The organism is Flavobacterium bizetiae (assembly GCF_902804475.1).
GTDB lineage: Bacteria > Bacteroidota > Bacteroidia > Flavobacteriales > Flavobacteriaceae > Flavobacterium > Flavobacterium bizetiae.
On the sequence record NZ_CADCSU010000146.1, the window covers coordinates 1 to 14,301 of the forward strand.

The following is a 14,301-nucleotide window of genomic DNA, read 5'->3' on the forward strand; positions in this document are numbered from 1 at the left end:
AAATAATCAAATGTTTGAATCCTTTTTATTTTCTAAATTTATTATGAATGAGAATGACAGTATTATAAAATTAAATAAATTCTCAAAAGACCTGCGCTCTGAATTATCAAGTCAAAAATGGAATACTGTTTTAAACGAAAATAACCGTAATTATGCCAATAATCTTTCGATGATTAAGGTGATGGATAAAGACAAAATAAATCTATTTGGAAATCCTTTAATGGGTTTTACCGAGAAGAAATTAGTTTTTGATGAACCTGCATTATTTAGTGATACGGTATTGGTTTACAGTTTTTAAGGAATTTGAAAACTTTAAAAATGAAGTTCTTTTACAAGTTTTATTTAAGTCTAAGAGTTGATCGTAAATTCACAAGGCGCCCCTAATAATTGTCATTCCAAGGAACGAGGAATCACACTAGCAGATCGACAAAGATTGGACTTTCGTTGCAGAGTTACTTGCGAAGATTTCTCCTTTGTCGAAATGACAAAAATGCGCAGACTAATTTTTGAACCAAAGCATTCATTAAACATTTATATAAATAAAATAACAACCTTAATAAAAGAAAATCAATATTTTTTAATGTATTATTTAAAGTAATTGATTAATATAAAACTTAAAGGAATTAAGACTTTTTTTAGCATTACAACACTAATTTTCGATATAAAATACTTCTAAAAAATTCTATCTTTACCAAAGCAAGATTAAAAACAAACGCAAATATGGAAAAAGTAAAACGCTTTCAGGTTTCCTCAAAAGTTATATGGGGAAGTTCTATAGCACTGGCAATTCTTGCTTCGATACCTAAATTATTTGATGGCGATTCTACCCCCGGAGACATCATTATAAACTCTTCGATTACCTTGTTATTTTCCGTTTTTATATGGTATTATAACATGTACAGTTTGCCTAAATTTTCTTCGCAACGAACCCATCAAAGTTTATTCAACTGGAAACTTTTACTGAGCGTTGTAATGGGTATTGTGGTCATGGTAATTTTGGTAATTGGGCATCAGGAACTTTTTCAAATATCAAAAATGGACGCGCCAATCATGTTCGAATTGCGAGGTGTTTTAATCAATTTGATTGTATATATGTTCCTGCATTTGCTTTTTCAAAATTACCAAACCCAGCAAATGGGCGTAGAGCTCGAGCGAACCAAAGCTGTAAATCTCGGCGCACAATACGAACTTTTAAAACAACAGGTTAATCCGCATTTTTTGTTTAATAGCCTGAATACTTTAAAATCGATGGTTGATATTCAGGATCCTCAGAGTTCTGATTTTATCCTGAAATTATCCGATTTTTATCGATTTACATTAGAAAGCCGAAAACTGGATTTGATTCCGCTAAAAGAAGAACTTCAGATCCTGGATTCCTACGTATACCTTTTAAAAGCCCGTTTCGAGGACGGATTTGTTCTTGAAAACAAAGTCGATCAAAGACAATACGATTCGGCTGTTCCACCTTTTACGTTACAATTATTAATCGAAAATTGCATCAAACACAACGTGGTTTCATTAGATAAACCCCTACACATTAAATTATATACCGAAGGAGATTTCCTGGTGATCGAAAATCAAATACAGCTCAAAAGAGGCGTATTGTCTACCGGCGTAGGATTGGACAATATTAACCAGCGCTTTTCGCATTTGATTCACAGAGAAATTGAAATCGAGAAAAACGAAACTACTTTTAAAGTAAAAATACCAATGACCTATGACTATTGTAATAATTGAAGATGAAGTAAAAACGGCCAAAGCACTTGGTCAGCTTATATTGAGTATCAGGCCAGATGCTCAAATTTTGTCGTACATACAAAGTATAGACGGCGCTGTGAGTTATTTATCAGAGAATGATCAGCCGGATCTTATTTTTATGGATATTCAGTTGGCGGATGGATTGTGTTTTGAAATTTTTAAAAATGTCGAAGTTTTATCGCCCGTAATTTTCTGTACCGCTTTTGATGATTATGCGATTGAAGCTTTTAAAGCAAACGGAATCGATTATGTATTGAAACCATTCTCAAGAGAAAGCATTGCTCAGGCGATTAAAAAAGCAGGAGAATTGAAGAATTTCTTTCAAAGAAATAAAAAAGCGATGCCTGATTTCGATTATTTATTAACCAGAACAGGCGAGAATACAGGAAAGACTAGTTTTTTAGTTTTCAAAAACAATAAATATCAAACTGTCCTTACAGAGAATATTGCGTTTTTTTATATTAAAAATGAAACGCCAACGATCATGACTTTCGATAAAGCTGAATATCAGATCACGCAATCTCTGGATGAAGTGCATAAGCTTTTATCGCCAACTCAATTTTTTAGAACAAATAGACAGTATCTGATTAATTTTTCGGCCATTAGAGAAGCAGAACATTATTTTTCCCGCAAATTAATCCTAAAATTAACCATCCCAACCGAAGAAAAATTATTGGTAGGAAAAGACAAAGCAACTGCTTTTTTAAGCTGGTTAGAGAATAGATAAATAAAATTTATATGCCACAGATTTCACAGATTAAAATGATTTTTAATTAAAAAAATCTTTAAAATCATCTTAATCTGTGGCATAAAAAAATCACTGATCATAAAAATAATAATCAGTGAATACCAGTTTAAATCTGTCTAATCTGTGGGCAATTTCTACATCAAATTAACTTTCGCTGTAGCTGAAATTTTCCCAGTCGAAGTATTTTGAATAAAGCCTATTAATTCCCATTTTTTAGCTTCAAAATCAGTTGGTTTTACAACTTTCAAATTATCTTCCTTTCTATTTAAAGGAAAGCCTTTAAGCTGTCTTACAATCTGAACATGATGCAAAGTAGCTCCTTTATTTTCCCCACGTGCGACTTTCGAAATAGCTTCTTTTTGAACCGTAGCAATAAACAAATTGCTGTTTTCCTGAATCGCGTTTGTTTTAAAATGAATGCTTATAGAATCTTTATCAACGGTTTTTGCGGTAAGTTCCAGATTAGAAGTGGGTTTCATTACCAAAGCATCAGAAATCTTTTTAGAAAGAGTTGTTTCATTATAACCCGCAAATTCGGTCATTCCGTTGATGATAAATTGCGGCGTATACATCACATAAAGATTAAGCCAGTTTTGATATTGTTGTTGTCGAAGCGTAAATTCGTTTGAACTAAACTGATCCTTCCAACCCAAACGATCCCAATAATCAACATGATACGCCAGGAAATAAATGTTTTGGTTTTTGGTTTCCCGCTGCAATTTTGCCAGCAATTCATCAGCAGGCGGACAACTCGAACAACCTTCGGAAGTGAAAAGTTCTACAACGGCAAATCCGTTAGTATTAGAAGTTTCTACTTTAATTTTTTCTGATTTTAATTTTCCGGTTAGTTCTTCGTAACTATCCGGAAACATGAAGCAGTTAAGAGAAAACAGAACGGAAAGTGCAACGAGAGAGCTTATTACAAGTGTATTTTTCATTGTGTTTATTTTGAATGATTGAAAAAGCGCAATCCCGATAACTATCGGGATTGCAGGATTAAAAAAAAGTAAAAGTTTGTATGCTTAATTGCTTAAGGTGTAAGTTGCTTTATACAATTTTCTAAACATGATATAAGTTACGCTTACCATTACAAAAGCAATAATAGCATCTGTAGTTGCCGGAAAACCTAAAACCGCAAGTTTAGAGAAGAAGGCGAAAGTAATGTCAAAAAATACTCCTGCAAATACCCATTCTTTCAATCGCAGCAATTTGTTCGGAATTAATAAAGTGATTACTCCGGCAACTTTCATTACGCCAAGCAGATAAATAAAATGTTCCGGATAGCCTAATTGTTGTGTAATTGCCCAAACGATTGGATTGGTTGTTAGTTCGAAAAAACCGCTGGCGCCAAACCATAAAGAGGTTAAAATGATTCCTGTCCAGTAAATAATTTTTGTTGTTTTTGTACTCATGATTTCTATTTTTTAAGTTGATTTATAGGACAAATTTGCGCCATAAGCCATCAATTTAAAATTGAAAAAATGTTGAAACGGACAATTTAAAAGTTGAAATAGACAATCCTTAAGTTGATCAATTTTGGAAAGTTCAGGTGTTAAAGAGAATTTAGAAATAAAGATTAGTAATGAGTTTAAAATCTTAAAATTACAAACGAATTAATTGACCTGATTTTTTCTGAAAGCCGATGGAGTAGTGCCCCGATGTTTTTTGAAGATTTTATTCAGATGGCTTTCGTCATTAAAACCCAATTCACTGGCAATTTCGCCTACACGCAAATCACTATAAAGCAATCGGTTTTCGACCAGTTTTATGCGGTATTTCGAGATATAATCCTGTAAAGTTTCATTGGCTTGTTTCTTAAAATACCTGCCAAGATAAGTTTCAGAAATACCGAATTTTTCACTCATAACTGTTACACTCAATTTTTCAGGTTCGTAGATATGAGTTTGAATGTATTCCAGTAAAGTATGCGCTTTTCCGTCAGATTGTTTGTTAATGTTTTCTGGAAGATATTCAGAGATGTTTCGGGCAATAATCACAATCAAAGTATTGATCAACAACTGAATCAATTCTGTATTATACAAAGTAGGATTGTGATATTCATGCCTGATAGCTTCTATAACCGGATGCACCAGATTTTTGTCTGTAATTCTTTTTAAAATGCATCCCGGCTGATGATGGGCGTGTTGTAAGATGTATTCGAGTTTATAAAGATTATTCGACGTAAAAGGGCCGTTTTTAATGTAAATATCTGTAAAACGCAACTGAAAAATAGTTGTAGGACTTGTAATTTCTAGTGCGTGAGAATCCTGAGGTGTAATTAAAAATAGATGTCCCGGTTCATACGACAATCTATTTTCGTTGATCGTTTGTATGCCAGTTCCCGAAACAATATAAAGTAATTCAAAAAAATTATTACCGACTTCTGTGTGCAGGGATTCGTTTATTTCTTTAAAAACAACTTCGTACGGAAGGTATAAATTGGTCTTGATCATAACAACATATTACTAAATTAACGAATGATATTACAATTATAAAATCCTTAAATCAGTATAATTTTGCTCAAAGTTAAATCAAATATTTTAATAATGAACAAAATCGTAGACAAAACCGCACAACAACAGTTTCAAAAACAAAAGATTACATTGCCTATAGCGCCCGCTTCCTTTTTCGCCATGACATTAGGATTAGCAGAAACAGGAAATGCCTGGAGAAACGCCACTTCATTATGGCATTTACCTTCTTACATTGGAGAAGTCTTAGAAGGTTTAGCCTTGCTATCGTTTTTATGGTGGCTATTGCTGTACTGTAACAAATGGATTCAGCACAGAAAATTAGCCGAAACCGAATTTAATGATCCTGTACAATCGTCGTTTCTGGCTTTAATTCCTGAATCAATTATACTAATGGCAATCGCGATTCATATTTACAGTCAGTCAATTGCTATTTCTTTGTTTTGGATAGGTTCTGTATTAAACCTTATTTACGGAGCTTACAAACTTTCAGGTTTATGGACACAAGAGCGCCAAACCGAACATACAACACCTTCTTTATTCCTGACTTTTACCGCCAGTATTTTGGTTAATGCACTTGCAGCCGGATTGTTGGGCTATACGAATTACGGTTATGTACTCTTAGGAATCGGAACTATTTCGTGGCTCATTATGGATTCTGTAATTACACAACAATTAACCGTGGGCGGACTTGGCGCAAAAACGAGAAACTTTATGGGAATTTACATGGCGCCGGCAGTAATTTTATTTGTAGCCTATCAGGTTCTATGCTGAAATAATCTAAGTATTCTGATAGTTTACGGTTTAATGGGGTATGCATTATTCATTTTTGTTGCCATAACTTTTGCTTTAAAATGGCTAAAAGAACAAGCCTTTGCACCCGGATATTGGGCGTATACTTTCGGCATCGCAACATTATCACAAGGACTTTCGATTTTTGCTTTAAAAAGTACTGATTTTACAGTTTCAATTCTGGCGATAATTATATTTTGTATCATGAATGTTGTCGTTTTAGGAGTGACAATAGGATCTGTGAAACTGTTATGGAAAGGCAATTATTTTCCGAAATAAAAAAGATATTCTAGTTTCATGTACTAAACCTGACAGGTTTTTAAAACCTGTCAGGTTTGTCGTAAGAAGAGAAAAATTTAAAAAATCAATAATAATAATCAGTGCAAACCCGCTTAATCCGTACAATCCGCGGGCCATTTTCTAAAAAAAAATAACATCTAAGTAATTCATAATTAAATTAAAAGTTAAAATAGTTGCAAATAAAGACCGAACGGTCTAAATTTGTTGCCTCAAATGAGAAAGTCATGAGTAAAGCAGAAAGAACCAGACAATTTATTATTGAAGCATCGGCGCCTATAATCAACAAAAAGGGAATGGCGGGAACTTCATTAAGCGATATTATGGAAGCTACCAAACTGGCTAAAGGCGGTATTTACGGAAACTTCGAAAATAAAGAAGAGATTTGTAAAGAGTCATTTTTATACCTAAGATCTCAATTGTCGACTAAATTAAATTTGGCTGTAGCCGAAGGAAAATCAGCCAGAGAAAAACTGATTAATTTGCTGAATGTGTATGCCAATGACATCAATACAGCAGATGGCTGCCCGATTTTGAATTTTGGAGTAGAAGCCGACGACACCAATCCTGCCATGAAAGAACAGGTTAAAAAAGCCATTCGTGCTGCCCAAAACAGATTTTTTACCATTGCTGAAGAAGGAATAAAAAACAATGAATTATCATCAGATATTAGCCCGGAGCATTTTAGTATAAAAGTTTTCGCCATGATAGAAGGCGCAATTTTATGTAGAAAAATTTTAGGAACTGATGACCAAATGAAAATTATTCTGGACAGCATTAAAACAGAATTCGAAAACTATGTATTGTAGTTTTTTTTTAAACTTTTTTAGACCGATCGGTCTAATTCAATAATAACTAATTTTAAAAATGAGAAATTTACAAGAAAACCATAAGGGCTTTAGTACCTTATTAGCCTTATCCTTAATTCCGTTATCCGGATTTGCCACAGATATTTATTTGCCTTCGCTTCCGGCTATGGCAAAAGATTTACACGTTTCAGCAGGAGCTGTTCAGCTTTCGCTTGTTTTCTTTATGTTTAGCCTCGGCGTAAGCCAGATTTTTATAGGAAGTATTTTAGATAGTTTCGGACGTTTTAAAATTAATATCGCCTCGCTTGCCGTATTTTCTATAGCCAGTTTTGTGATTGCTTTAGTACCAGATATTTATGTTATTTATGCCATGAGAATCATTCAGGGAATCGCAATTGCCTTTATCGTTATTGCCAAACGAGCCTATTTTGTTGATCTTTATTCAGGCGAAAAACTAAAAAGCTACATTAGTTTATTTTCTATTATTTGGGCATGCGCACCCATTATGGCGCCCTTTTTAGGCGGATATTTAGAACATAGTTTTGGCTGGAGATCTAATTTTTATTTCCTTGGCGGATTATCGTTGATTTTCCTGGCTTTAGAACTTGTATATAGCGGAGAAACTTTAAAATTCTCTCATCCTTTCAAACTTAAAAGCATTGCACAAACCTATTCCGGAATGCTAAAATCACATGATTTTACTTTTGGTGTTTTAATTCTGGCGATGTGTTATAGCGTTGTTTTAGTGTATAGTCTGTCAAGTCCTTTTATTATAGAACGCGTTCTTGGATATTCAGCCATTACAACAGGCTATAGCTCGTTATTGTCCGGTTTAGGAGTTATGGCAGGCGGTATTATCTCAAAATCACTGATTCATAAACCATTGGCCAAAAAAGTTACTATTGCCGTTTCAACACAAGTAGTTTTGGTAGTATTAATGATTGCGACTTCTTCCATAGCCAGTAATATTTACACTTTGGTAGGATATACTTTAGCGCTTAATATTTGCGGAGGCTTCATTTATAATAATATTTACAGTTATTGTTTAAGCCGTTTTTCTAAAAATGCCGGAGTTGCCAGCGGACTTACAGGCGGAGGAACTTATATGTTAAGCTCTTTATTCAGCTACGGATTTGTTAATTTATATGCTGTAAAAAGTCAGTTATTATTAGGCTTTGCCAATATTTCTCTAATTGCTATAGTTGTTATCGTTTTCATGCTTTTCAATAAACAAAGAGTACAGAATTTAGCAACGGTTGCTGTTAAATCTTAAAAATAAAAATCCAATAAATAAATTCCAAATTCCAACGCTAATTAGAATTTGGAATTTTTATTTTATTAGAATTTACTTAAGTATAGATTGGAATTTGGAATTTAATTTTTGGAATTTAACCTTTCCGTATATTCATCAATACAACTGCAAACAGAATCAGAATTACACCCATCCATTGCATAAAATCTACAGGTTCTTTAAGCCAAATATACGCTACAAGTATAGAAACAGGAATTTCTACAGAAGCAATAATAGCGCCCAAACCCATTCCGGTTAAAGGCATTCCTCTTGTAAATAAAAGAGGAGGGAGGATCGTTCCGAACAAGGAAAGTACAATTCCCCAACGCATAAAAATACCAGTTGAAAAATGAGCATTTATCGAAGAATGAAATATCAATGCTATAACAATAAATCCTCCCAAAATCATAAAAAGACTTCTTCTTAACGGAGGAGAATCCAGCTCGATATTGTTCGAAGAATACATTGTTGCCGTATATGAAAGCGCCGCCATAAGTCCCCAGAAAAAGCCTGTCCAATTTATAATTACAGATTCCTGCAGTAAATTGGTCGCTAATACTGTCCCAATCAAAATGATAAAAACCGAAATGATTTTACGTAATCCGGGTATTTTTTTATAAATAATCATTTCTGCAATAACGCCCATCCAAACGGTTTGCATTAGCAATACGATCGCAACGCTCACAGGTACATATTGCACGGATAAGTAATAAAAAGTACTGGTTAAGCCCAAAGAGGTTCCGGCAAGAATCAACTTAAAAACACTTTTAAAACTGGATTTTTCAGTCTTAACTTTCTGTTTTGTTTTAGAAAACAAACTCAAAATTAAAAGCCCTGAAAAGCCAAGAATATATTGTGAAAGCGTCACTTCGGCCGTTGAAAAACCTTCCTGATAAGCCATTTTTACAGAGGTCGCCAGCATGCCGTAACTCGAGGCTCCAAGTGCAATAAACAAACTTCCTTTGAGAACATTATTTTTCATTCGTGCCATTTTAAAGCAATTCTTTCTCGATAAGAGATTGTACTTTTTGATGTGAATTTTCTATTTTTTCTTTCAATAGTTCCGGATTAAGAGTCGCTCCGTCGATTGCAATCATATGAATATTGTGTACGCCCATTACATTAAAAACCGTTTTTAAATAATCGGTCTGAAAATTCATATGCGCGTTAAATTCTCCTTTTTCATAGCCCTGAGAACCTCTTGATAATAATAAAACCACTGTTTTGTTTTCTAGTAAACCAATGTATGGATTCTCATAATTACCCGGATTCAGTTTCCAGGTTTCATTTACCCGCACAACCTGATCAATGTAAGCTTTAAGCGCGCTCGGTACCGACCAGTTGTACATAGGAGTTCCCACAACAATAATATCCGTCTGATGTAATTCAGCAACATAGAGATCACTTGTTTTTAGCGCTTCTTTTTCTTCCTGAGACCTTGCTGTTTCGGGTTTAAAAGCTGCGGCAATCCAATTTTCATTAATATGAGGAACATCCGTATTTCCTAATTCACGAAACGTAATTTCAGGATTAGTATGAATGCTTTTCCAATGGTTTACAAATACTTCAGTAAGATTTCTGCTGTGAGAATTAAGCGTTCTTGCGCTCGAATTGATAACTAATATTTTTTTCATTTTAATATTTTTTGTCAAAAGTAGCGTTGTTTTGGGTTAACTTTGTATACCAATTTTTATAAAAACTACAGCCCAGATGTTGCCATATAAAACTTTAATTCAAATCGATAGAAATTCATCCGTTAATATCTATATTCAGGTATGCAATAATTTTGTATCCCTGATTACCAATGGCACGCTTCAGCCTTCGGATGTATTGCCGAGTTCGAGAGTACTGGCAGATCTAATTGGCATTAACAGAAATACCGTAAAACTGGCATACGAAGAATTAATCAGTCAGGGTTGGGCTGAATCTGTTGAGCGAAAAGGTGTTTTTGTACTTTCAAAATTGCCTGTAATTTCTAAAGCAAAAATTCCGGAGCCGAATAAAAGCCATAATCAGCAAGAGTCTTTTATATGGACCAATCATTTTAGTAATAGTATTCCAAGTACAAATTTTCAAAAAACCGGACTTAGAATCGATGATGGTTTTCCTGATGTTCGTCTGGCGCCTGTAGATCAGTTAATGCGTGAATACAGAAGTCTTTCACGAAAATTTTACGGTAAAAACTTCCTGAAATATGGCAGCTCAAAAGGATCTGAACATTTGCGTATTTCGATTTCAAACTATCTTTCGAATACAAGGGGATTGGTGGCTTCGCCTGATAATATTTTGATTTCTAAAGGAAGCCAAATGGGAATTTATCTTACCGCTCAATTACTTCTTACTATTGGTGATACTGTTGCTGTAGGAGTTTCAAACTACGGTTATGCCGATGATACTTTCAAACATTCAGGAGCGAAATTAATTCGTATTCCGGTTGATGAAAACGGAATGGACATTGATTATCTGGAAAATATTTTGCGAAAGCAAATCATAAAAGCACTTTACATCATTCCGCATCATCATTTCCCGACAACCGTAACCTTAAGTATGGAGCGTAGATTGAAATTATTAAATCTCGCCAGGGAATATCGTTTTGCAATTATCGAAGACGATTATGATTTCGATTTTCATTACGAAAATAAACCTTATTTGCCTTTGGCGAGTATCGACCACAATCATAATGTTATTTACATAGGTTCAATTTCGAAAACTTTTGCTCCGGCTTTACGAATCGGGTTTATGTCTGGGCCACCAGCTTTTATTAATGCTGCGGCTTCGTTACGAGAACTGATCGATAAACAGGGCGATACGCTTCTTGAAGATGCTTTTTCGGTATTGTTTAATAATGGCGAAATGGAAAGACACTTTCGCAAATCATTAAAAATTTATAAACATCGAAGAAATCTTTTCTGCGATATTCTTGAAACAGATTTTAAAAATGATATTGAATTTGAAATCCCGGAAGGCGGACTTGCGGTTTGGGGAACTTTCGATAAAAAAACAGATTTAATCAAAATGTCTCAAAATGCCCTAAAAAATGGACTTCATATCGATAACGGACTTTTTTATAAAAATGAATCTTTCGATAAAAATGCCATGAGAATTGGTTTTGCTTCTATCGATGAAAACGAAATTATCAAAGCCTTTGAAATTCTTAAAAAGAGCTTATAAACCAATGAGTATAATTTAAACAAATAGAAATGTAGCTTTAGTATTTCTATGTGTTTAAAATTATTTCACGCAGATTCAAAGAGATTTAAGCTGATTTTTTTTTAATCCTTTTAATCCTTTAATCTGTGGCTATTTTTTTTGTATATAAATTATTTGATTTTTATACCATTTAACTGGGCTAGTCTTTATTTTAAAATTGGCATATTTTGCATCCAGTTTGTTGTTCTAATTTTGCGGTATAGAAAACAAATGATGAATACAATTACAACAAACGAATCGGTGTTAATTGCTTTAAACAAAAGGACTTTGTTGAATATTCTGCATACACAAAATCTATTGTCGGAAAGTTTTGGAGAGATTTTAAAGCAATATCATTTGTCATCAGAACAGTATAATGTTATGGCGATTCTGAAAGATCAAAACGGTAAAGCAACGAATATGTGCGATATTCAGGAAAAAATGATTTCCAAAACCAGTAATACCACACGTTTGGTCGATAAATTACTTCTAAAAGGTTTCGTAACCAGAGAAGTTTGCAGCAAAAACCGAAGAAAAATAGACGTATTCATCACAAAATCCGGGCTTGAAATCATGAAAGATTTAAAGCCAAAAATGGAGATTTTAGAAGAAAAACTTTCGCACAAACTGACAGTAAGGGAATTTCAAAATCTTAATTTTTTATTAGAGAAATATCATATCGCTTAAATTAAAACAATAATCATCTAAATTGAAAAAAAATGAAAACAAGAATTCATATTGACAAAGTTGAACCAGCAGGATACAACGCTATTTTAGGACTGGAGAAATTTATAGAAAGCACATCGCTAACAAGAACGCACAAAGAGTTAATTAAAATTAGAGCTTCGCAAATAAATGGTTGTGCGTTTTGTATTAATATGCACACCAAAGATGCCAGAAAAGCAGGCGAAACAGAACAACGTATTTATGCTTTGAATGCATGGCGTGATACTCCGTTTTTTACCGATGAAGAAAGAGCGATTTTGGCTTTAACCGAAGAAATCACTTTAATAAGTAATCATGTCAAAGACGAAACTTACGAAGCTGCGGCTAAAGTTCTCGATGAGAAATATTTGGCTCAGGTAATTTTGGCCATTATTACCATTAATGCCTGGAACAGAATAGGTATTGCTACAAATCTTATTCCTGCATAATCAATCAGACATATTAAAAAAAAGGATTTAAAGCTTCATTATTTTGAGCTTTAGATCCTTTTTTGTTTCGGACAATCTCATTAAGCTACGCTTTAAAAAATCTTTTTTTAAGGAGCTAATCCCGCTATCCGTTACAATCTTTTGTGCCGAACACCGGCACAAAAGGATTTCCACTTCTATCGGGGCTAGGATAATCGTTTTCGTTTAGTTTGTCATCTCGAACCAAGGGAGAGATCACACTCGTAACTCGACAAAGATTGGCAACATTGTTTACGGAGTTTCTAGTGGAGATTTGCTTCGCCTGTTCGCTATCGCTCGAGTCTCGTTCCTCAAAATGACAGACAGAGCGAATAACCTGCTAATCATGAATTTGATAATTTCTTACGACTTCGCTGTTTTTTTCTTTTTCCCTAACCAAATCAATAATCCTGTAATAGGTAAAGTCAAAGCAAAAAGAGAAACCAAAAAGGCAAGTATTTTGGTTGGTAAACCGTAAATACTTCCCGTGTGAATAGGGTAGTTGAGGCGTTTAATTATCTCTCCGTTCGAAAATTTATCATAAGGTCTAGCCTCAATTTCTTCGGCTGTATATTTGTCAAAATAAGCAGCGCTGGATTGATTTGGAATTGTTTTTTCTGAATATTCTTTTAATACTGTAATACTATTGATGGTATCAACAGGCATCCTGATCTGGATGTTTCCTTCATAAGGAAAAATACTATCCGTTTTATCGTAAATACTTTGGTAGAAAGCCGTATGATTCAGTTTAGGATCTATTTTTGTTGGATTTTTTACTTTAGCAGAAGGCTTTTTCGTAGTACCATCAGCGAGAAAATAAACACTGTTTTGAAACCAGGTAAAAGCAAAACTTAATCCGGTTAAGCAAATAACCAGTAAAATAAGAAAGCTGTAAAAACCAAAAGTCGAGTGAAAATCCCAATTGACTCTTTTAAAAGAAGCGCTCCATTTTACAGTAAGTCTTTGTTTTAGGTTTTTTATCTTTTTTGGCCACCATAAAATTAATCCTGAAATGAGCATGAAAACAAATATCAAACATGAAGTTCCCATGATTAGTTTTCCGGTGTCGCCCAGTAATAATTGTCGGTGTAATTTTAAAACAAAAACAAAAAATCTTTTTTCCTGAGGAGTTGTAGCGAGAACTTTACCCGTATAAGGATCGATAGAAAAAAACTGTCCTTTTTTATCAGAGTCTTTGGCTAAAATTTGCATGGTACGCGAAGGATCATTAAACGTATAAATACGCGTAATCTTTTTTATCGAATATTGTTTCTGAAGTATATCAGTACAATAATCAATCGTTTTTTTAGTCGTTCCTACTGTAGCAACATTATAATATTCCGGATGAATGGCGCCGTCAATTTCTTTTTCAAAAACTAAAATACTGCCCGTTAATGCAGCAATAAAAACAATTAAACCAGAACCAAGACCTAGCCACAAGTGAAATAGTCCAATGTTTTTTTTAAATCCTTTCTTCATAAATGCTGTTTCCAGTTTGCACAAGCAATTTTACTTGTAGATTTTTTTAATTCCCGCACAAATTTATACTTATTTAGACTAAATCTGTAATGTGTGTCAAAAAAACTTTTTTGATTTTGATAAACTTATAATTGAAATAAAAAGTGATAGCAATGACATGGATTTATTTCGTTAAAAAAGAAATAATCATCTTTTTTTGTGGCTTAAATCTTATAAATGAAGTAAAGCTGAATACCTGCAAATAATGATTTGTATTTGGTAAAAGGTCACCAGATGCATTACAGCAGATTAAATT

16 protein-coding genes are annotated in these 14,301 nt (G+C 33.7%); 9 read left to right on the forward strand and 7 right to left on the reverse strand.

Annotated elements, in window-relative coordinates; genetic code table 11:
* From FLACOL7796_RS19650 to FLACOL7796_RS19660, 3 genes are all read left to right on the forward strand, one after another.
* Positions 1 to 298: hypothetical protein (locus tag FLACOL7796_RS19650; RefSeq protein WP_232067415.1), on the forward strand; the 298-nt coding region annotated here is incomplete at its 5' end.
* A gap of 422 nt (positions 299 to 720) precedes the next feature.
* The gene (locus FLACOL7796_RS19655) at positions 721 to 1,737 is read left to right on the forward strand and encodes a sensor histidine kinase (RefSeq protein WP_173972500.1); all 1,017 of its coding nucleotides are present in this window, start codon (positions 721 to 723) and stop codon (positions 1,735 to 1,737) included.
* On the forward strand, positions 1,718 to 2,485 hold the full coding sequence (locus tag FLACOL7796_RS19660; protein WP_173972501.1) for a LytR/AlgR family response regulator transcription factor: 768 nt from the start codon (positions 1,718 to 1,720) through the stop codon (positions 2,483 to 2,485). The genes FLACOL7796_RS19655 and FLACOL7796_RS19660 overlap by 20 nt, the downstream gene beginning before the upstream one ends.
* A gap of 155 nt (positions 2,486 to 2,640) precedes the next feature.
* Here FLACOL7796_RS19660 and FLACOL7796_RS19665 read toward each other — a convergent pair whose 3' ends face one another.
* From FLACOL7796_RS19665 to FLACOL7796_RS19675, 3 genes are all read right to left on the reverse strand, one after another.
* A complete protein-coding gene (locus FLACOL7796_RS19665) occupies positions 2,641 to 3,444 on the reverse strand; it encodes a DUF1223 domain-containing protein (protein ID WP_173972502.1) in 804 nt (267 codons plus the stop codon).
* Positions 3,445 to 3,528: 84 nt separating this feature from the next.
* Entirely contained in the window at positions 3,529 to 3,918 is a 390-nt protein-coding gene (locus FLACOL7796_RS19670) for a DoxX family protein (RefSeq protein WP_173972503.1), read from the reverse strand.
* A 201-nt stretch (positions 3,919 to 4,119) separates the two neighbouring features.
* Positions 4,120 to 4,959 (reverse strand): AraC family transcriptional regulator, encoded by an 840-nt coding sequence (locus FLACOL7796_RS19675; protein ID WP_173972504.1) that lies wholly within the window; start codon positions 4,957 to 4,959, stop codon positions 4,120 to 4,122.
* A gap of 93 nt (positions 4,960 to 5,052) precedes the next feature.
* Between FLACOL7796_RS19675 and FLACOL7796_RS19680 the strand changes: the two genes are divergently transcribed.
* Complete coding sequence (locus FLACOL7796_RS19680) at positions 5,053 to 5,751, forward strand: SLAC1 family transporter (RefSeq protein WP_173972505.1); 699 nt, start codon at positions 5,053 to 5,055, stop codon at positions 5,749 to 5,751.
* 23 nt (positions 5,752 to 5,774) lie between these two features.
* Here FLACOL7796_RS19680 and FLACOL7796_RS19685 read toward each other — a convergent pair whose 3' ends face one another.
* Entirely contained in the window at positions 5,775 to 5,975 is a 201-nt protein-coding gene (locus tag FLACOL7796_RS19685; RefSeq protein ID WP_173972506.1) for a hypothetical protein, read from the reverse strand.
* Positions 5,976 to 6,293: 318 nt separating this feature from the next.
* Between FLACOL7796_RS19685 and FLACOL7796_RS19690 the strand changes: the two genes are divergently transcribed.
* Positions 6,294 to 6,875, forward strand: coding sequence for a TetR/AcrR family transcriptional regulator (locus FLACOL7796_RS19690; protein WP_173972507.1), 582 nt, complete (start codon positions 6,294 to 6,296; stop codon positions 6,873 to 6,875).
* Positions 6,876 to 6,933: 58 nt separating this feature from the next.
* Positions 6,934 to 8,148 (forward strand): MFS transporter, encoded by a 1,215-nt coding sequence (locus FLACOL7796_RS19695; protein WP_173972508.1) that lies wholly within the window; start codon positions 6,934 to 6,936, stop codon positions 8,146 to 8,148.
* Between the two features lie 115 nt (positions 8,149 to 8,263).
* On the opposite strand, the gene FLACOL7796_RS19700 is transcribed toward FLACOL7796_RS19695, so the two are convergent.
* Both FLACOL7796_RS19700 and FLACOL7796_RS19705 read right to left on the reverse strand, forming a co-directional pair.
* Positions 8,264 to 9,148 carry a DMT family transporter gene (locus tag FLACOL7796_RS19700; RefSeq protein WP_173972509.1) on the reverse strand — a complete coding sequence of 295 codons (885 nt, stop codon included), beginning with the start codon at positions 9,146 to 9,148 and terminating at the stop codon, positions 8,264 to 8,266.
* A gap of 10 nt (positions 9,149 to 9,158) precedes the next feature.
* A complete protein-coding gene (locus tag FLACOL7796_RS19705) occupies positions 9,159 to 9,800 on the reverse strand; it encodes an FMN-dependent NADH-azoreductase (protein WP_173972510.1) in 642 nt (213 codons plus the stop codon).
* Between the two features lie 76 nt (positions 9,801 to 9,876).
* Here FLACOL7796_RS19705 and pdxR point away from each other — a divergent pair, with 76 nt between their 5' ends.
* The 3 genes from pdxR to FLACOL7796_RS19720 all read left to right on the forward strand — a co-directional run bounded on the left by pdxR (position 9,877) and on the right by FLACOL7796_RS19720 (position 12,509).
* Positions 9,877 to 11,337 (forward strand): MocR-like pyridoxine biosynthesis transcription factor PdxR, encoded by a 1,461-nt coding sequence (gene pdxR / locus FLACOL7796_RS19710; protein WP_173972511.1) that lies wholly within the window; start codon positions 9,877 to 9,879, stop codon positions 11,335 to 11,337.
* A 249-nt stretch (positions 11,338 to 11,586) separates the two neighbouring features.
* Positions 11,587 to 12,042 carry a MarR family winged helix-turn-helix transcriptional regulator gene (locus tag FLACOL7796_RS19715; RefSeq protein ID WP_173972512.1) on the forward strand — a complete coding sequence of 152 codons (456 nt, stop codon included), beginning with the start codon at positions 11,587 to 11,589 and terminating at the stop codon, positions 12,040 to 12,042.
* Positions 12,043 to 12,074: 32 nt separating this feature from the next.
* A complete protein-coding gene (locus tag FLACOL7796_RS19720; RefSeq protein ID WP_173972513.1) occupies positions 12,075 to 12,509 on the forward strand; it encodes a carboxymuconolactone decarboxylase family protein in 435 nt (144 codons plus the stop codon).
* Between the two features lie 381 nt (positions 12,510 to 12,890).
* Here the strand turns inward: FLACOL7796_RS19720 and FLACOL7796_RS19725 are convergent, their stop codons facing one another.
* Positions 12,891 to 14,006 (reverse strand): PepSY-associated TM helix domain-containing protein, encoded by a 1,116-nt coding sequence (locus FLACOL7796_RS19725; RefSeq protein ID WP_173972514.1) that lies wholly within the window; start codon positions 14,004 to 14,006, stop codon positions 12,891 to 12,893.
* Between the last annotated feature and the right edge of the window lie 295 nt (positions 14,007 to 14,301).